Raw genomic sequence first — 17,764 nt, 5'->3', positions numbered from 1 at the left:
AGTGCCTGTCCCGGGCCGGGTAGGCTGGTCGGGTGGCACAGGCCCCACAGAACCCCTATACCGAAGCCGGCGTCGACACCGCGGCGGGAGACCTCGCCGTCGAACTGATGAAGTCGGCCGTCCGGCGTACCCACGGTCCCGAGGTGCTCGGCGGCGTCGGCGGGTTCGCCGGCCTGTTCGACGCCTCCGCGCTGCTGTCATACACGAAGCCGCTGCTGGCGACGAGCACCGACGGTGTCGGCACGAAGGTCGCGATCGCGCAGGCCATCGACAAGCACGACACGATCGGGCAGGACCTCGTCGGCATGGTGGTCGACGACATCGTCGTGGTCGGCGCGAAGCCCCTCTTCATGACCGACTACATCGCGTGCGGCAAGGTCTTCCCCGAGCGCATCGCCGACATCGTCCGCGGCATCGCCCTCGGGTGCGAGCAGACCGGCACGGCCCTCGTCGGCGGCGAGACCGCGGAGCACCCGGGCCTGCTGGGCATCAACGACTACGACGTCGCGGGAGCGGCGACCGGCGCCGTCGAGGCCGATCAGGTGCTCGGCGCCGAGCGGGTCCAGCCCGGCGACGTGGTGCTCGCACTCGCCTCCAGCGGCCCCCACTCCAACGGATACTCGCTCATTCGGCACATCGTCGCCGGCAAGGGCATCAGCTACGGCGCGCACGCGGCCGACTTCGACCGCACGTGGGGCGAGGAACTCCTCGAGCCCACCCGCCTGTACACGCTGCCGCTCCTGCGGCTGATCGAGCAGGTCCCCGGCGCCATCCACTCTCTCAGTCACGTCACGGGGGGCGGCATCGCCGCGAACCTCGCCCGCGTGCTGCCGCAGGGCACCTGGACCGAGCTCGACCGCTCGACGTGGTCGCCGCTGCCGGTGTTCCGCGTGCTCGCCGACCTCGGCGGGCTGCGGCTGGAGGACACCGAGGGCACCTGGAACCTCGGCGTCGGCTTCCTCGCGGTGGTGGCGGCCGAGAAGGCGGATGCCGCGGCATCCGCGCTCCGCGCCGAAGGCATCGCGACCTGGCAGGTCGGCGTCGTGAGCGACGGCGCGCGCCCGGGCGACGCCCACGGACACTTCGAAGAGGGCGCCAAGGGCGTCGGCGGCGGTGCCGTGCGCCTCGTCGGCACGTACGCGTCATCGGCGCTGTAGGCGCAGAAACGGACTGAGCAACAACCCATGTGCGGAATCGTCGGCGTCGTCGGTCAGGCGGGCGTCAACCAGGAGATCTACGACTCCCTGCTGCTGCTGCAGCATCGCGGACAGGACTCCACCGGCATCGCCACGGCGGAGCGCAACGGCGTCTTCCACCTGTTCAAGGCGAAGGGTCAGGTGCGCGAGGCCTTCCGCACCCGCGACATGCGCGCCCTCCTCGGCAACATCGGCCTGGGGCACGTGCGCTACGCCACGAAGGGCACCGCCTCCAGCGAGGAGGAGGCCCAGCCGTTCTACGTCAACGCGCCGTACGGCATCGTCCTCGTCCACAACGGCAACCTCACGAACACCCGCGAGCTCACCGAGGAGCTGTTCCGCACCGACCGCCGGCACCTGAACACCAGCTCCGACACCGAGCTGCTCGTCAACGTGCTCGCGAACGAGCTGCAGGCCGGGATCGCCGGGCTCGAACTCGATCCGCAGCAGATCTTCCAGGCCGTCTCGCGGGTGCACGAGCGCGTCGAGGGCTCGTACGCGGCCATCGCGCTGATCGCCGGCTACGGTCTGCTCGCCTTCCGCGACCCCTTCGGCATCCGCCCGCTCATCCTCGGCACGCGTCCCGCGGTCGACGCCGAGGGCGCTCCCACCGGCAGCTACGAGTGGATCGTTGCGTCGGAGTCGCTCGTGCTCGAGAACGGCGGCTTCGAGGTCGTGCGCGACGTCGAGCCGGGAGAGGCGGTGTTCATCGACCTCGACGGCCGACTGCACACGCAGCAGTGCGCGTCGAACCCGCAGCTCGTGCCGTGCTCGTTCGAGTACGTGTACCTCGCCCGTCCCGACTCGGTCATGAACGGCATCTCGGTGTACGAGGCGCGGCTGCGCATGGGCGAGCGCCTCGCCGACACCATCGCCAAGTACACGCCGGCGGGAGCGATCGACGTCGTCATGCCGATCCCCGACTCTTCCCGACCCGCCGCGATGCAGGTCGCGCGCAAGCTGGGCGTCGAGTACCGCGAGGGCTTCTACAAGAACCGCTACGTCGGCCGGACGTTCATCATGCCGGGCCAGGCGGTGCGCAAGAAGAGCGTGCGCCAGAAGCTCAACGCGATGTCGAGCGAGTTCAAGGGCAAGAGCGTGCTGCTCATCGACGACTCCATCGTCCGCGGCACGACGTCCAAGGAGATCATCCAGATGGCGCGGGATGCCGGGGCGCTCTCGGTGACCTTCGCCTCGGCCGCCCCGCCGGTGCGCTACCCGCACGTCTACGGCATCAACATGCCGTCGCGTCACGAGCTGGTCGCCCACGGCCGGACGATCCCCGAGATCGCGAAGGAGCTCGGCGCGGACTACATGGTCTACCAGGAGATCGACGACCTGAAGGCGGCGATCCTGGAGGGCTCTCCCGACGTGGAGGACCTCGACATGAGCTGCTTCGACGGCCGGTACATCACCGGCACCGTCACCGACGAGTACCTCGCCTGGGTCGAGGGCACTCAGGAGTCTTGACGACCCGTTCGCTGTGGCGCGGGCGCGCGCTGGCCCTGGCGGGCGTCGTCCTCGTGGCGTTCTCGCTGCGCTCGGCGGTGGCCGCGCTGTCGCCCATCCTCACCGAGATCCAGGCCGACTTCGCCGTCCCCGCGTGGGTCGCGGGCCTCATCGGCACCGCACCGCCGGTGTGCTTCGCGGGCTGCCGGCGATCCTCGTCGAGCACGCCGGGGTCTCCCACGCCGCCGCCGGCGCTCTGCTCTCGCTGTTCGGCGCGATGGGTCTGCCGTGGTCGATCCTCGTGCCGATCGTCCTCACCCGGTGGCGCCGGGTCGGCGTGCTGTACGCGGTGGCGCTCGTCGCGGGTCTCGCGGGCGTCGCGGGCATGGTGTTCGCCCCGACGGCGGCGACGGTGCTGTGGGTCGTGCTGCTCGGAACGCCGCAGGGGCTGTTCTCCGCGGTGCTCGTCCTCATCCAGCTGCGGGCGCGCACGCACGAGGGCGCCGTCGCGCTCAGCGGGTTCACGCAGAGCGTCGGCTACGCGATCGGGGCGCTCTTCCCGCTGTCGTTCGGCATTCTGCACGAGGCCACGAACGGATGGCCGCCCACGCTGCTGCTCCTCGGCATCCTGTTCCTGGCGACGATCCCCGCGGGGATCATCGTCGCGCGACCGCACACGATCGAAGACGAGTGGGAGCGCCGGCACGGCGCATGGTGAGAAGTCCCGCGCGGGACGCGCCGGACGGATGCCGCGAGGTCAGGCTTTTTCGAGCTCGTCCTCGTCGTCGGCATACTGATCGGCCCACTTGTCGACGTACGGATCGTCGTCGTGGTGACCGAGTTCCTTCTCGAGTGCGGAGTAGTTGACGTTGTAGGTGTCGTACTTCAGCTCGCGAGCGATCTTGGTGTGCTTCGCTTTCTGACGGCCACGCCCCATGCGAGACCCCCTCATTTCTGAGTCACGGGCTGTGCGGCGGCCCGTCACATTGCCCGGCGTTTGCCTCGTGCATTCACGATGCGGTTTACGATCCGGCTGGAAACCGGCAAGAGTAGCATTCAGGATAACACGGTGCCCTCCAGGCCTCGCTGTGGAGGGCCGATGACAGAGAGGGCGTCATGAGCGATTCCGAAGCGGGCCCGGTCCCTCAGCATGCCGTGATCGTGGGGGTCATTCCCGATCAGCCGCCGCGCGTCCTCAAGGAGGCGGCGCGCTACGCACAGCTGTTCGGTGCGCCCCTGATCGTGGCGCACGTCGACGTCACCCGCTTCGTCACGTACGAGGATCCGGACGGATACGTCCACTCCGCGCCGATCGATCTCGACATCGCGGTCGGGGAGGCGCAACTGGGGTCGGTGACGGCTGCCGCGGCATCCGTTCTCGACGGGACCGGGGTGGACTGGTCGGTGCGCCAGCTCGTCGGCGACCCGGCGCTGGCGATCAAGCAGCTGGCCGAGCAGTCGCAGGCGCGGCTGATCGTCGTCGGCACCCGCCGCCGCGGGTTCGGCGAGTCGATCCGGGAGTTCTTCACCGGGTCGGTGGCCGCCCGGCTCGCCCACCGGCAGTCCCGACCGGTGCTGGTCGTGCCGCTGGAGGAGCCCGCCGCGGACGACGAGCCCCTCTGGCCGCACGACGACGCCGGCTGACGCCGCCCCGGTTCAGCGGCGCAGCGCCTGAGTGAGCGCGCGGGAGGCGTCGTCGAGCGCGCGGGACAGGTCGTCGATGATGGATGCCGCGAGGCTCCCGCCGTGCGCGAGGTGTGAGCGCAGGTCGGCGCGGACGTTCGCGCGGAACTCGCCGACGAGCGCCTCCGCGCGGCGCACCTGCTCGCGCGAGGCCGCGCGGTCGTCGTCCGCCGAGGCGGATGCCGACGTGGCGCGCTCGCTCGCCGTGTGCCGCTCCGACTGTGCGGAGGCCGCGAGGTCGGCGCGCAGGCTCTTCATGGCCTCGCGGACACTCCCGCGCACCTCCTCGGCGATGAGCCGGACGCTGTCGGCGAGACCCGCCTCGATGCCCTCCAGCTCACCCGCACGAGCGGCGACCTCGGCGCGGCCGGCGTCGGTGATCTCGTACACGGTCTTGCGACCGTCGACCACCTTGGTGACCAGGCCCTCCTCCTCGAGCTTGGCGAGGCGTGGGTAGATGGTGCCGGCGCTGGGCGTATACGTGCCGCCGGTGCGATCGGACAGCGCCTGCATGAGGTCGTAGCCGTGTCGGGGCGACTCGTCGAGCAGATTCAGCAGGTACAGGCGCAGATCGCCGTGCGAGAACACGGGGGCCATGCTCAGACCTCCTCGGGGAAGGACGGCTCGGCGGGCTCGGGCTCAGGGCTCGGTGACACGGGGGCGGATGCCGCGGCATCCGGCTCCTGCGTCGCCGCACGGCGCAGCACCGTCACGTCGCCCGAGACGGAATTGGCGCGCACGTCGACGAAGCTGCCGCTGAGTTCGCCGACCGAGTCGACGTAGTTGGACGGCCCGGACGTCGAGCGCTTGATGCCGTCGACAGTGAGGCGGCCGCTGACGCTGCGCAGCACGAAGTTCGCCGGGTGACCCTCGTCGATGCGCACGGTCGCGTCGCCGGAGACGGTGTTGAGGCTCACGGCATCCACCCGGCCGGTGGAGTCGACGAGCATGTTGCCCGAGACGGTGTCGATCGTGGCCTTGCGGATGCTGCCGGTCGCCGCGACCTCGCCCGAGACCGAGTTGGCGTTCAGCGTGCCGGTGAGGCCGCGGATCTGCACGTCGCCCGAGACGGCGTTGGCCGACAGGTCGCCGGTGATGCCGTCGACGATGATGTCGCCGGACACGGTGTTGAGGCGCGCGTCGGTCTCGAGGCCCGACACGAGGGCGCTCGCGGAGACGACGCCGAGGGTCAGCGCGATCTGGCGGGGCACGGCGACGCTGATCTCCGCCTTCGGCCCGGAGGCGCTGAAGTTGCGGAACACCTCGAGGAAGTTGTCCCAGCGCAGCTGCGGGTGGTCGATCTCCACGACATCGCCCGAGGCTTCGATGCGCAGATCCTTGATCGTGACGGCGTGGACTTCGATGCGCACGCCCGGCTCGTCGTGGGCGACGACGTCAATCTGACCGCCGATGAGGCCGACCTTGAGCTTGCGGACGTCTTCGAGGTCGATCACCCGGGTCTCGCCCGGCTTGATGAGCCACTTCTCGAGAGTCATGGGGGTTCTCCTGTGTTCGGTCGCGAATCGAGATATATCGCGTTGAGGAGACGGTAACACGATATATCTCGATTTGCCAGAGCGTGGGAAAGGATGCGCTTGACCTTGACGTCGCGTCAACCTCTACCGTGGTCCCCATGAAGGAATGGTCGATTCAGGAGATCGCGAAACTCGCCGGCACGACGAGCCGGACCCTCCGGCACTACGGCGAGCTCGGCCTGCTGACGCCGTCGAGCGTCGGGGCCAACGGCTACCGGCGGTACGACTCCGCGGCCCTGCTGCGGCTGCAGCGCATCCTGCTGCTGCGCGAGCTCGGTCTCGGGCTGCCGCAGATCGCCGAGATCCTCGCGCGACCGGCGGCCGCCGAAGCGGCTCTCGCCGCGCACCTGGCCTGGTTGCGCGACGAGCAACACCGGCTGGCGCGGCAGATCGCCTCCGTGGAGAAGACCATCACGACACTCGAGACGGGAGAGGAACCCATGGCTGAGGACATGTTCGACGGGTTCGACCACACGCAGTACGAAGACGAGGTCACCGAGCGCTGGGGAGAGAAGGCCTACGCCGACTCCGACCGGTGGTGGCGCGGGATGGACGTCGCGACGCAGGCGGACTGGAAGGCGCAGACCGCCGCGCTGAACGCCGCGTGGCAGGATGCCGCGGCATCCGGCCTCGCCTCCGACAGCGCCGCGGCGCAGGAGCTCGCGGCGCGTCATGTCGCGTGGCTGCGCGGCATCCCGGGCACGCCCGCCGCCGACCCGCACGCCGACATCGCCGGGTACATGCGAGGTCTCGGCGAGATGTACGTCGCCGACGAGCGCTTCGGCGCCAACTACGGCGGCGTCGCCGGCGCGACGTTCGTCCGCGATGCCCTCGCCGTCTACGCGGACCGGAACCTCTGAGCCCGGGCGGGGAGAGCACGGTAATGGCCGGGGGCCCGAGGGCTCCCGGCCATTGCCGTGTCGTGTGCGGGGTGGGGACTAGGCCCGGCCCCCGCGCACGACTCGCAACAGGAACGCGATCAGCGCGATGAGTCCGACGACAATTGCCACCCAGAGCAGCCAGTTGAGGGCCTGGGACATGCCTCCCACGATCGCGAGCACGATGGCGACGACGATGATGATGATCAGAGCGATGTTCATGTGATTGCTCCCTTTCTCCGGGATGTCCGGGGACTCCATGACGCACCGAATCTAGCCCTGACCGGGCACGGTGGCACCCCCCTTGCCACCCGGACCGAATCTGCGATAGGGCCGTTATATGCCCCAGAATCGCACGCCCAATTCCCTGAAGGACCCCGAGCTCTACGAGGAGCTGCGCAAGGACGGCGCCTCCAAGCAGAAGGCCGCGCGCATCTCCAACGCCGCCGCCCGCGACGGGCGCAAGAAGGTGGGTGAGCGCGGCGGTGAGGCCGGGTCGTACGACGACTGGACGGTCGCCGACCTGCGCGCCCGAGCGAAGGAACTCGGCATCCGCGGCTACTCCGGCACGCGCAAGGCGCAGCTCATCGACATGCTGCGAAACTCCTGACGGCGCCGGCGTGGTGCGTCTGAAGAAGGTCCATCCCGGGGTGGACCTCGGGTACCGGCGTGTGCGTTCCGGCTCCGGTTTCCGCTACACGGATGCCGACGGGGCCGCCCTCCCCGCGGCGGAGCGCGACCGTGTGGTGGCACTCGTGATCCCCCCGGCCTGGAGCGATGTCTGGATCAGCGCCGCGGCGAACGGGCACATCCAGGCGACCGGGGTGGACGAGGCGGGGCGTCTGCAGTACCTCTATCACCCGGACTGGTCCGCGGGGCGAGACAAGGGCAAGTACGCGCGGGCGTTGCAGCTGGCCGAATCGCTGCCGCGGGCGAGAGGGCGGGTGACGACGTCGATCCGCCGCGAGGGGCTGGACCGGGAGCGGGTGCTCGCGACGGCGTTCCGCTTGCTCGACCAGGCGGCGCCGCGCGTCGGCAGCGAGCGCTATCTCGCCAAGCACGGCAGCCGCGGGCTCACGACGCTCCGGCGGCGGGATGCCGCGGTCGAGGAGACCGTGACGAGCCTGCGCTTCCCGGGGAAGAGCGGCAAGCGGCAGAGCCTCGAGATCGACGATGCGGAACTCGCCGCCGTCATCGCGCTGCTGGTCGCCGGTCGCCCCACCTCACCTCTTCTCGCGTACGAGCGCGGCCGGCGGCGCGTGCCCCTCACGCCGAAGGAGGTCAACGCGTACGTGCGGACCATGACCGCCGGCGCCTTCACCGCGAAGGACTTCCGCACGCTGCGGGGCACGATCCTCGCCGCCGAAGCTCTCGCGCGCATCGGCGCCGTCGACACCAAGACGCAGCGCAAGCGCGCCGAGGTGCTCGCCGTGAAGGCGGCCGCCGAGGCGCTCGGCAACACCCCCACGGTGGCGAAGAGCTCGTACATCGATCCGCGGGTGTTCGCGCGCTACCGGCAGGGGAGGATGCTCGATCGCACCGTCTCGCCCGAATCGGCGATCCGCTCCCTGATCCTCGGCTGATCGGCCGATAATCTCGGCTCGTGGCCCGCGCGGGATGGTTCTCACCGGCCGCCCTCGTGCTCGTCATCGTCGGCGGTGCGGTCGGCGTCGCCGCCCGGGCGCTGCTCGTCGTGCCGCTCACGGGCGGCTCGGCCGTGCATCCGCTGGCCGTTCCTGCGGTGACCCTCGGGATCAACCTCGTCGGGTCGCTGCTGCTGGGGGTCATCATCGGCTGGCTCGACGACCGGCATCCCCTCGGCCGTCTCTTCCTCGGCACGGGCGTGATGGGCGGGTTCACCACCTACAGCGCGTTCGCGGTGCAGTCAGTCACGACCGCGAGCGCCTCGCCGTTCGTCGGCCTCGCCCTCGTCGCCCTGTCGCTGTTCGGCGGCGCTCTCGCCGCGGCGGCGGGACTGGCCGTCGGGCGGCGCATCGTCGACCGGCCCGGCGAGGTCGAATCGCCGGAGGAGGCCGAGTGAACGGCCTGGACTGGACCCTGCTCATCGCCGGCGGCGCGCTCGGCGCTGGCCCGCGCTACCTGCTCGACGGCGCGATCATGCGCGGTCGCAAGGGCGCCTTCCCCGTCGGCATCCTCGTCGTCAACATCATCGGGTCGTTCCTGCTGGGCCTCATCACCGGCCTCGGTGCGCTGGTGTCGCCGACGTGGGTCGCGATCATCGGCGTCGGCGTGCTGGGCGGTTTCACGACCTTCAGCACGGTCTCGGCCGAGACGGTGCTGCTCGCCCAGCGGGGGCGACGCGACTGGGCGTGGCTGAACCTGCTCGGCACCCTCGCGCTGTGCCTCGTGGCGGCGGCGCTTGGCCTTCTGCTGGGCGGTCTGCCGCCCCGCTGACCCGGTCGCCGATGACTCAGTGGCCGATGATGCCTTGGAGGTCGACGGCGACCTTGATGGAGGCGATGGTGTCGCGCTTGTGGAGGTTCTCGACCTTCGCCTCCCCTCCCATCGACAGCAGCGGGACGAAGATGAACGACTGGTCATACGGCAGCTCGCCGTGCGCCGCGACCGCCTCGGGGAAGATGTCCCAGTTCAGCGTGTCGGAGAGGTGCTCGGCACCGTCGAGATAGGTGAGCGTGAGAAAGGCGTCCATGCTGCCGAGCCCGACCGTCCGAATCTCGCGGTAGAGGATGCCGATGACGCCGGCGCTGGGCTCCCAGGTGATGAGGTCTCCGAGGCCGGTGGTCATGACCGGGATGGCGATGCCGTCGCCTTGGGTCTTGCCGATGCAGTCGCCGACCTCGGCCTCGTAGAGCTTCGGGTCGATGATCCGCAGGAACCCCTCACCGAAGGTGCCGTAGCCGTAGTTCTCCCAGACCTCGATCAGCTCGTCGGGCACCCGCCCGCGATACTCGTCGACGATCTCCCGGGGGACGGGCGCGTGCGGGACGAAGTCAGCGATCTCGACCATGGATCCCAACCTATCTGAACAGCACATTGATCGAGATCTTGTTCAGATCCACGCCGGGGTGTGCATTGACGTAGTCGATGACGGCCCGGTCGATGTCGTCCACACGCGAGCGCCACTGCGACCCGAGGGAGGAGTTCACCCGCGCGTCGCCCACGCCGGAGATGTCCGTGATGTCGCCGCCCGCGATACCGTCGAGGCGGTGTGTTGCCGCTTGGGTCGTGAGCCATTCAAGCGCGTTCTGCTTGGCTTCGTCGCGTGACTGGCCTTCGCGGCGAAGCTCGAGGATGCGCTGCTGCAGGGCGTAATCGCGGGCGTTCTGCTGCGCACGCACCGAGTCAGGGGTACGTCCGTTCTCGAGATACTCGATGCGGTTACGCAGCCAATCGGCGGCGGACATGTTCTGCAGCGTGTCCATCTGCTCGTTGTACTGCCGGTGATACTCGGCAGAATCGTGCTTCTTGTTGCGCTTGAAGCGCTTGAGGTTCACGTCGATGGCGTCGTCGAATCGATCGGCATCCCTTACCCTGCGCACCACCGTATCGAGACGGTCGTTGATGTTGCGGGTGAGGTGGGGCAGCTTGTCCTTCGCGTGCGCGCCGCCGCGGAGAGCGGCCTCCTTCAGCTCCCGGATGATCGGCTTGAGCGCGCTCATCCGTCCCCGCCGAAGTCCAGCGCCGAGAACTCGGCGAAGAAGGTGGACGTCAGCGACTGGATGTCGGCGCCGTGCAGCTTCATCGTCGACTGCGCGTCTTCGAGCGCGGCGAGGTCGGCGTGGAACTCGTCGGTGTCGCCGACGGCCCCCTCGACCATCGGAGCGTCGAGGATCGCGTCGATCACCGCGGGCAGCTGCTCGGCGAGCGGCTCGATCGCCATGGGGGCGACCTGGGCGATGAGCTGCTCGACAGCGATGTCGACCGCCGCGTTCAGCAGCTTCTTCTTGATCAGCAGCATGGGGCCGGCCCCGGCCGCGGTGATCGGGTTCGTCAGCATGGCCACTAGGGTGACCAGGGTCGTCGTCACGTCGACGATGACCTTGACCTTCAGCGCTGTGATCGCGCCGGCTCCGATGTCCATCGCCGTCGCCGCCGGCGGCATGATGTCGACGAGCCGCTGCAGGTTCTGCGAGCGGTTGGTGTTCCACGCCGACAGGGTCGCCGGTCCCGCGTTGCCCTGCAGCGCTGCCGCGATGTCGCCGTTCATCTTCCGGTCCACCGCCTGGATCACGTCTTCCAGGTCGGTGCCGAGGTTGCGCACCAGGGTCGCGCCCTTGCGCACCTCGTCCTCGTCGATATCCGGCCACTCGAATCCGAGCTTCTCCATCACCCAGACGAGCTCGTTCGGCAACATCATCCCCATCGCAGCACCTCCGTGTTCACCGTAAACGGCCCACCCCCGGTTGGACCATGGGGAGAACTACCCATCGGCCGCGCAGACCGCCGGCTGCGACGGCGAGGCATGCGACAATGAACTGGATACATTCGTGTATCGACAGCGTCCGCACCCGTCTGCAGCCCACCGGCATCCACAGCAAAGGCCCTCCGTGTCGAACCTCGCCGTCCTGAGCATGAAGAATCGCGCGCTCATCGCGCTCATCACGATCGTCGCGGCGATGTTCGGCGGGCTCGCGCTGACGAATCTCAAGCAGGAACTCATCCCCTCGATCGAGTTCCCGCAGCTGTCGATCCTCTCGACCTACCCCGGCGCGTCGCCCGACGTCGTGAATAACGACGTGTCGACCCCGATCGAGACGGCGATCCAGGGCATTCCGGGGCTGGAGTCCACCACCGCGACGAGCACCACGAACGCCTCCATCATCCAGGCGTCGTTCACCTACGGCACCGACCTCGCGACAGCCGAGCAGAAGATCCTGCAGGCGATCAACCGCATCAAGTCGACGCTGCCCGACAGCGTCGAGCCCAACGTCGTCTCGTTCTCGATCGATGACCTGCCCGTCATCGCGCTCGCCGTCACCGGCTACGACGACGAGGAGACCATCCAGGCGCAGCTCGAAGCCACCGCGATCCCCGACCTCGAAGACGTCGCGGGCGTCAGCGCAGCATCCATCATCGGCGGTCAGGGGCAGCGGGTGACCATCACCCCCGACCAGGCGAAGCTCGCCGCCGCCGGTTTCACGCAGACCGCCATCACCGACGCCCTGGACCAGAACGGCGTGCTGTTCCCCGGCGGGTCGGTCACCGAGGGCGACCAGACCCTCACGGTGCAGACCGGCGCGAAGCTCACCAGCGTCGACGAGATCGCCGCGCTGCCGCTCGTCCCGACCTCCGCGGAGCAGCTCGCCGCGGGCACCGTCACGATCGCCGACGTCGCCACTGTCGTCCTCGGCCAGGACCCGGTGACGTCCATCTCCCGCGTGAACGGCGAGCCCGCCCTCACCATCTCGATCACGAAACTCCCCGCCGCCAACACCGTCGACGTCAGCCGCGCGGTCACCGCACTGCTGCCGCAGCTGCAGGACTCGCTCGGCGACAAGGCCGAGTTCACCGTCGTGTTCGACCAGGCGCCCTACATCGAGCAGTCCATCGAGTCGCTCGCGCAGGAGGGGCTGCTCGGCCTCGTGTTCGCGGTGCTCGTCATCCTCGTCTTCCTGCTGTCGGTGCGCTCGACGCTCGTCACCGCGATCTCGATCCCGACGAGCGTTCTCATCACCTTCGTCGGCATCCAGGCATTCGGCTACTCGCTGAACATCCTCACCCTCGGTGCCCTGACGATCGCGATCGGCCGCGTAGTCGACGACTCGATCGTCGTGATCGAGAACATCAAGCGGCACTACGTGGAGGGGGCGGAGAAGCTGCCGGCGATCCTCCTCGCCGTCCGCGAGGTCGCCGCGGCCATCACCGCCTCGACGATCACCACCGTCGCGGTGTTCCTGCCGATCGCCTTCGTCGGCGACATGACCGGCGAGCTGTTCCGGCCGTTCGCGATGACCGTCACGATCGCCATGTCGGCGTCGCTGTTCGTGGCGCTGACGATCGTGCCGGTGCTGGCGTACTGGTTCCTGCGTCCCGGCAAGCCGGTGCGGGATGCCGACGGCAACCCGATCGACCCGGAAGACCCCGCCGCGCCGCCCTCGAAGCTGCAGAAGGCGTACCTGCCGATCCTGTCGTGGACGCTGAAGCACTCCTGGGTCACCGTCATCCTCGCCGTGCTGGTGCTCGGCGGCACCCTCGCGGCCGCCCCCTTCATGAAGACGAACTTCCTGGGCGACAGCGGGCAGAACACGTTCACGGTCACGCAGGAGGTCGCGCAGGCCGCGTCGCTCGACGCGGAGGACGCGGCGGCGAAGAAGGTCGAGGACGTCCTGCTGGGCGTTCCGGGCGTCGAGACCGTGCAGACCTCGATCGGGTCGTCCGGCTCCGCGATCCGCGACGCGTTCTCCGGCGGCGGCGCGGGCATCACCTACTCCATCACCACCGACCCCGACGCCGACCAGGTCGCCGTCCGCGAGGACGTGCAGTCCGCGCTCGCCGACATCGACGATGCGGGCACGATCACCGTGGCCGCCGGCCAGGGCGGCTTCGGCTCCAGCGACGTCGAGGTGGATGTGACCGCGCCCGACGCCGACGCGCTGCAGCAGGCGACGGATGCCGTGGTCACCGCGCTCGAGGGCAAGGAGGGCCTCGGTCAGGTCACCTCGAACCTCTCGGCATCCCTCCCCTACGTCGCCGTGTCGGTCGACCGCGACAAGGCCGCCTCGCTGGGACTGTCGGAGGTCGCCGTCGGCGCGCTCGTGTCGAACACGATGCAGCCGCGGCAGGCGGGCACGGTCGAGATCGACGGCACGTCGCTCACGGTCTACCTGCAGGCGGCGTCGGTGCCCGGCACCATCGACGAGCTGCGCGCCCTGCCGATCGCCTCGGCGGCGGGTCTCATCCGCCTGGATGAGGTCGCGACGGTCGAGCAGAGCCAGGGCCCGACCTCCATCACGACGCAGCGCGGACAGCGCACGGCGACCGTGACGGTGAGCCCGTCCACCGACGATCTGAACGCGGCATCCGCCACCGTCACCACCGCTCTCGACGGAGTCGACCTGCCGACCGGCGCCGACGCGAAGATCGGCGGCGTGCTCACCCAGCAGCAGGACGCGTTCGCGCAGCTGGGTCTCGCGATGCTCGCGGCGATCCTGATCGTCTACATCGTCATGGTGGCGACCTTCAAGTCGCTGCGGCAGCCGCTCTTGCTGCTCGTCTCGGTGCCGTTCGCGGCGACCGGCGCGATCCTGCTGCAGATCGCCACGGGCGTGCCGCTGGGCATCGCCTCGCTCATCGGCGTGCTCATGCTGATCGGCATCGTCGTGACGAACGCGATCGTGCTCGTCGACCTCGTCAACCAGTACCGCGAGAAGGGGCTGAACGCCCACGACGCCGTCCTCGCCGGCGGATCGCGACGTCTGCGGCCGATCCTCATGACGGCGCTCGCGACGATCTTCGCGCTCACGCCCATGGCGCTCGGGATCACCGGCCACGGCGGGTTCATCTCGCAGCCGCTCGCGATCGTCGTCATCGGCGGTCTCGTGTCGTCGACCGTGCTGACCCTGCTCGTGCTGCCGACGCTCTACAACCTCGTGGAGGGTGCGCGCGAGCGCCGCGCGGCCCGCCGGTCGCGGGCCGCGAGCCCCGACCTCACCCCCGTCGACACGAGCGACCTGCACCCGCGCCGCGCGCTACGCGCATCACCGGGACAGGAAAAGTCGCCGACACAGGAGGCGTGAGCGCTCACACGTCCTGTCTCGGTGAGATCTCCTGTCTTGGTGCGCTGCGGGCCGGGTGCTGTGGGGCCGGGTGGTCTCACAGGTGGGACCGGTACAGTGGTGCGGTCGGCTCTGAACACCGCGCATGCGCGGATGGGTGTGTGAGTCCCGTTTGTATGTTCATGGGGCCGATGGTGAGCGTCACTCGATGCACATCACCATCACTGTGAATGGCCCCCGGCCGACGATTGTCCGGGTTGCTCTGCGCCGTCTCGGCGTCGAGCGCTGTTCTCGCACGAGACAACCCAGAAGGACACTCCCATGCCCAAGAACAAGAAGCCGGCCGGCGGCCGCGCACAGAACTTCGAGCCGCGCTACGGCGCGAAGAAGACCTCGTACCATGACCGGTCGGTGGGCGAGACGAAGCGCACCCGCCCTGGTCAGGCCTCCGCCGGCACCGCCGGCAGCAAGAGCCCGAAGCACCGCGGGTACCGTCCCGCCGACGAGCAGGCGCCCGAGAAGAAGCAGCGCTGGACCGCGCAGGAGCGCGCCGGCCGCGACGAGGCCCGCGGCATCCGCAACCAGGCCCAGGGCGCGCGACGCGACGACCGCGGGGGTCGGCCTGACCGGGGTTACGGCGACCGGCCCGACCGGGGTTATGGCGACCGGCCCGACCGGCGTTATGGCGACCGGGACCGCCGGAACTCCACGGATTCGCGCGCAGATCGCCGCGAACAGTCCGATTTCGGCTCTCGTGGCACGGATCGGTGGAGTTCCGACCGCCCGGCGCGTCGCTTCGACGACCGCCCGCGTCCCGCACGCAACTCCTTCGATTCGCGGGGAGACCGGCCTGATCGTGCCGATTTCGGCCGGAACGGCACGGATCGAAGGAGTTACGAACGCCCGGCCCGGGGCGAGCGCCAGCCGCGCGACGACCGCCGCACATTCGGTGACGCCCGTCCGTCGTTCCGCGACGACCGCGAGCGTCCCGCACGCAACTCCTTCGATTCGCGGGGAGACCGCCCTGATCGCGCCGAATCCGGCCGGAGCGCCACGGATCGAAGGAGCTACGACCGCCCCCGCCGCGACGACCGTCCGCGCCGCGACGACCGTCCGGCTCGTTCGTACGACGACCGTCCGCGCCGCGATGACCGTCCGGCTCGCGACGACCGCGCCCGCCGCGATGACCGCCCCGCTTACGGTGGCAACCGGTCGGACTGGAAGCAGGACGAGAAGGATGCCGCACGTCGCGCCGCGTACGAGCAGCACGCCGACACGGTCCACGAGAAGCTGCAGGCCGAGGCCGTTCAGGCCGAGGCGGTCGCCGATGTGACGTTCGCGAGCCTCGGGCTCGGCGACAACATCGTGCGCGTGCTGAGCGATCTCGGCGCGGCGTCCCCGTTCCCGATCCAGGCAGCGACGGTCGTTCCGATCCTCGAGGGCAAGGACGTGCTCGCGCGCGGGCGCACCGGATCGGGCAAGACGATCGCCTTCGGCGCGCCGCTCGTGGAGTCGATCCTCCGCAGCCAGGCCGGCAAGCGGCGCGAATTCGGCCGCAGCCCCAAGGCCCTGATCCTCGCGCCGACGCGCGAGCTTGCGCTGCAGATCGACCGCACGATCCAGCCGATCGCCCGGAGCGTCGGCCTCTTCACGACCCAGATCTACGGCGGCGTGCCCCAGGCGCGCCAGGTCGGCGCGCTGAAGAAGGGTGTCGACATCATCATCGGCACCCCGGGCCGCATCGAGGACCTGCAGAACCAGGGCAAGCTCGACCTCTCCGAGATCCGCATCGTCGTGCTCGACGAGGCCGACCACATGAGCGAGCTGGGCTTCCTCGAGCCGATGCAGCGGATCCTGCGCCTGGTCGAAGACGGCGCCCAGAAGCTGCTGTTCTCGGCGACGCTCGACCGCGAGGTCGCCGCGCTCGTGGACGAGTTCCTCGTCGACCCGGCCGTGTACGAGGTGGCCGGAGAGGACCAGGACTCCGGCACGATCGACCACCGCGTGCTCGTGATCGACCACCGCGACAAGGCCGAGATCCTGACGAGCCTCGTCGACCGCGACGGCAAGACGCTCGTCTTCGCGCGCACCCGCGCCTACGCCGAGATGCTCGCCGAGCAGTTCGACGACGCCGGCATCCACGCCGTCGCTCTCCACGGCGACCTCAATCAGGCCAAGCGCACGCGCAACCTGGAGCGGCTGACGTCGGGGCGCGTGAATGTGCTGGTCGCAACGGATGTCGCGGCGCGCGGCATCCACGTCGACGACATCGACCTCGTGATCCAGGCCGATGCCCCCGACGAGTACAAGACGTACCTGCACCGCTCCGGCCGCACCGGGCGCGCCGGCCGCAGCGGCACCGTCGTGACGCTCATCACCCGCCAGCGTCGCCGTCGCATGACCGAAATGCTGGAGCGCGCCGAGATCGACGCGCCGTTCGAAGAGGCCCGCATCGGCGACGACGTGCTCGAGGAGCTGTCGGGACGTCAGGTGGTCCCGGCGTAGCAGCGGTTCGTCGGGGTCTCACGCAGGGGCCGGATGCCGAGAGGCTGCGCGTCGGAACGGGACGAGCGGCCGAGGGTACCCGAGCCCCTGCGGAATCCGCAGGGGGTCGTCTGCGGTGCGGCGGCGTCCGTAGGGTCGGGCGCATGCGACTCCGATATCGACATCGAACCACCGCATCGCTGACGCTCGCCGCCGCTGTGCTGACGGCATCCCTCACCGGCTGCACCGGCCCGCAGTCCTCACCGACCGGCGAGCCCACGCCGACGGAGACCGTGACGGTCACGGCGTCGCCGTCCCCCGCGGCGCTGGTCATCCCCGATTGCGGGCAGCTCGTCCCCATCGAATCCGTCCGGCAGGTCGAGCGGTGGAGCGAGGTCATTCTGATCCAGACGATGGAGGGCACGGCGCTCGCCGGCAACCTGCCGGGTCCCCTCGCACGGGATGCGGCGAGCCGCGCGCAGCAGAACCGAGGGTGCCTGTTGGGCGTGCCGCAGTCGGATTCTGCCGTCGGCGTGTACACCCTCGACATCGACGCCCCGACACGGGACAACCTCATCGACGCGCTGCGCGCGGACGGCGGGTACGCCGAGTCGGAGATCGACGGGGCGCCGTCCTTCGCCATCGCGACGGACGAGGGGCTCGGGGGCACGACCGTCTCCTACACGTTCGTGGGCGACGCGTGGCTCATCCTCCGGGGCAGCCTCATCGATTCCGAGACGGCCGCACACGTCGCAGCGCCGGCCGTCGCGGAGCTGCGTGCGGCCAATCCGGGCCTCGACGACCGCTGACACGCGCGGTGCGCCCGACGGCGCATCCGACCG

General features: G+C 69.7%; 19 protein-coding genes. 12 read left to right on the top strand and 7 right to left on the bottom strand.

Annotation, left to right across the window (positions count from 1 at the left end):
• The first annotated feature begins 32 nt into the window (after positions 1–32).
• The 3 genes from purM (at position 33) to ACPYN4_RS14255 (ending at position 3,363) form a co-directional block, all read left to right on the top strand.
• Positions 33–1,157 (top strand): phosphoribosylformylglycinamidine cyclo-ligase, encoded by a 1,125-nt coding sequence (gene purM / locus ACPYN4_RS14265; RefSeq protein ID WP_424446732.1) that lies wholly within the window; start codon positions 33–35, stop codon positions 1,155–1,157.
• A 27-nt stretch (positions 1,158–1,184) separates the two neighbouring features.
• Complete coding sequence (purF, locus tag ACPYN4_RS14260) at positions 1,185–2,666, top strand: amidophosphoribosyltransferase (RefSeq protein ID WP_424446731.1); 1,482 nt, start codon at positions 1,185–1,187, stop codon at positions 2,664–2,666.
• Positions 2,667–2,799: 133 nt separating this feature from the next.
• Positions 2,800–3,363 (top strand): hypothetical protein, encoded by a 564-nt coding sequence (locus ACPYN4_RS14255; RefSeq protein ID WP_424446730.1) that lies wholly within the window; start codon positions 2,800–2,802, stop codon positions 3,361–3,363.
• A 39-nt stretch (positions 3,364–3,402) separates the two neighbouring features.
• On the opposite strand, the gene ACPYN4_RS14250 is transcribed toward ACPYN4_RS14255, so the two are convergent.
• Complete coding sequence (locus tag ACPYN4_RS14250; protein WP_076691886.1) at positions 3,403–3,582, bottom strand: DUF3073 family protein; 180 nt, start codon at positions 3,580–3,582, stop codon at positions 3,403–3,405.
• A gap of 179 nt (positions 3,583–3,761) precedes the next feature.
• Here ACPYN4_RS14250 and ACPYN4_RS14245 point away from each other — a divergent pair, with 179 nt between their 5' ends.
• Entirely contained in the window at positions 3,762–4,289 is a 528-nt protein-coding gene (locus ACPYN4_RS14245) for a universal stress protein (protein WP_281652800.1), read from the top strand.
• A gap of 12 nt (positions 4,290–4,301) precedes the next feature.
• Here the strand turns inward: ACPYN4_RS14245 and ACPYN4_RS14240 are convergent, their stop codons facing one another.
• Positions 4,302–4,925 (bottom strand): PadR family transcriptional regulator, encoded by a 624-nt coding sequence (locus tag ACPYN4_RS14240; protein ID WP_076691884.1) that lies wholly within the window; start codon positions 4,923–4,925, stop codon positions 4,302–4,304.
• A 2-nt stretch (positions 4,926–4,927) separates the two neighbouring features.
• Positions 4,928–5,824: a DUF4097 family beta strand repeat-containing protein gene (locus ACPYN4_RS14235; RefSeq protein WP_239279750.1), complete on the bottom strand. Its 897-nt coding sequence runs from the start codon at positions 5,822–5,824 to the stop codon at positions 4,928–4,930.
• A gap of 137 nt (positions 5,825–5,961) precedes the next feature.
• On the opposite strand from ACPYN4_RS14235, the gene ACPYN4_RS14230 reads away from it, so the two are divergent.
• On the top strand, positions 5,962–6,723 hold the full coding sequence (locus ACPYN4_RS14230; protein ID WP_424446729.1) for a MerR family transcriptional regulator: 762 nt from the start codon (positions 5,962–5,964) through the stop codon (positions 6,721–6,723).
• A 78-nt stretch (positions 6,724–6,801) separates the two neighbouring features.
• Here ACPYN4_RS14230 and ACPYN4_RS14225 read toward each other — a convergent pair whose 3' ends face one another.
• Positions 6,802–6,963 carry a hypothetical protein gene (locus tag ACPYN4_RS14225; protein WP_424446728.1) on the bottom strand — a complete coding sequence of 54 codons (162 nt, stop codon included), beginning with the start codon at positions 6,961–6,963 and terminating at the stop codon, positions 6,802–6,804.
• 118 nt (positions 6,964–7,081) lie between these two features.
• On the opposite strand from ACPYN4_RS14225, the gene ACPYN4_RS14220 reads away from it, so the two are divergent.
• The 4 genes from ACPYN4_RS14220 to crcB are packed head-to-tail and all read left to right on the top strand — an operon-like array spanning position 7,082 to position 9,156.
• Positions 7,082–7,351, top strand: coding sequence for a DUF7218 family protein (locus ACPYN4_RS14220; protein ID WP_424446727.1), 270 nt, complete (start codon positions 7,082–7,084; stop codon positions 7,349–7,351).
• A gap of 10 nt (positions 7,352–7,361) precedes the next feature.
• Positions 7,362–8,324 (top strand): DNA topoisomerase IB, encoded by a 963-nt coding sequence (locus ACPYN4_RS14215; protein ID WP_424446726.1) that lies wholly within the window; start codon positions 7,362–7,364, stop codon positions 8,322–8,324.
• Positions 8,325–8,344: 20 nt separating this feature from the next.
• Entirely contained in the window at positions 8,345–8,782 is a 438-nt protein-coding gene (locus tag ACPYN4_RS14210; RefSeq protein ID WP_424446725.1) for a fluoride efflux transporter FluC, read from the top strand.
• Positions 8,779–9,156, top strand: a complete 378-nt coding sequence (crcB, locus tag ACPYN4_RS14205; protein WP_424446724.1) for a fluoride efflux transporter CrcB — start codon at positions 8,779–8,781, stop codon at positions 9,154–9,156. Before ACPYN4_RS14210 ends, crcB begins: the two co-directional genes overlap by 4 nt.
• Before the next feature lie 16 nt (positions 9,157–9,172).
• On the opposite strand, the gene ACPYN4_RS14200 is transcribed toward crcB, so the two are convergent.
• Genes ACPYN4_RS14200 through ACPYN4_RS14190 form a run of 3 tightly spaced genes read right to left on the bottom strand, consistent with a single transcriptional unit; the run spans position 9,173 to position 11,080 of the window.
• Complete coding sequence (locus ACPYN4_RS14200) at positions 9,173–9,730, bottom strand: GAD-like domain-containing protein (protein ID WP_424446723.1); 558 nt, start codon at positions 9,728–9,730, stop codon at positions 9,173–9,175.
• A gap of 10 nt (positions 9,731–9,740) precedes the next feature.
• Positions 9,741–10,382, bottom strand: a complete 642-nt coding sequence (locus ACPYN4_RS14195; RefSeq protein WP_287271962.1) for a polymorphic toxin type 15 domain-containing protein — start codon at positions 10,380–10,382, stop codon at positions 9,741–9,743.
• Positions 10,379–11,080, bottom strand: a complete 702-nt coding sequence (locus ACPYN4_RS14190) for a hypothetical protein (protein ID WP_239279760.1) — start codon at positions 11,078–11,080, stop codon at positions 10,379–10,381. The genes ACPYN4_RS14195 and ACPYN4_RS14190 overlap by 4 nt, the downstream gene beginning before the upstream one ends.
• 190 nt (positions 11,081–11,270) lie before the next feature.
• Here ACPYN4_RS14190 and ACPYN4_RS14185 point away from each other — a divergent pair, with 190 nt between their 5' ends.
• From ACPYN4_RS14185 to ACPYN4_RS14175, 3 genes are all read left to right on the top strand, one after another.
• Positions 11,271–14,459, top strand: coding sequence for an efflux RND transporter permease subunit (locus ACPYN4_RS14185; protein WP_424446722.1), 3,189 nt, complete (start codon positions 11,271–11,273; stop codon positions 14,457–14,459).
• Positions 14,460–14,759: 300 nt separating this feature from the next.
• Positions 14,760–16,943 (top strand): DEAD/DEAH box helicase, encoded by a 2,184-nt coding sequence (locus ACPYN4_RS14180; RefSeq protein WP_287271966.1) that lies wholly within the window; start codon positions 14,760–14,762, stop codon positions 16,941–16,943.
• A gap of 143 nt (positions 16,944–17,086) precedes the next feature.
• Positions 17,087–17,731: a hypothetical protein gene (locus tag ACPYN4_RS14175; RefSeq protein WP_287271968.1), complete on the top strand. Its 645-nt coding sequence runs from the start codon at positions 17,087–17,089 to the stop codon at positions 17,729–17,731.
• The last annotated feature ends 33 nt before the right edge of the window (positions 17,732–17,764 follow it).

This window comes from Microbacterium sp. CH-015 (genome assembly GCF_049707015.1).
In the GTDB taxonomy this organism is placed as follows: Bacteria; Actinomycetota; Actinomycetes; order Actinomycetales; family Microbacteriaceae; genus Microbacterium; species Microbacterium aurum.
This window is presented reverse-complemented; position numbering and strand designations above follow the sequence as displayed.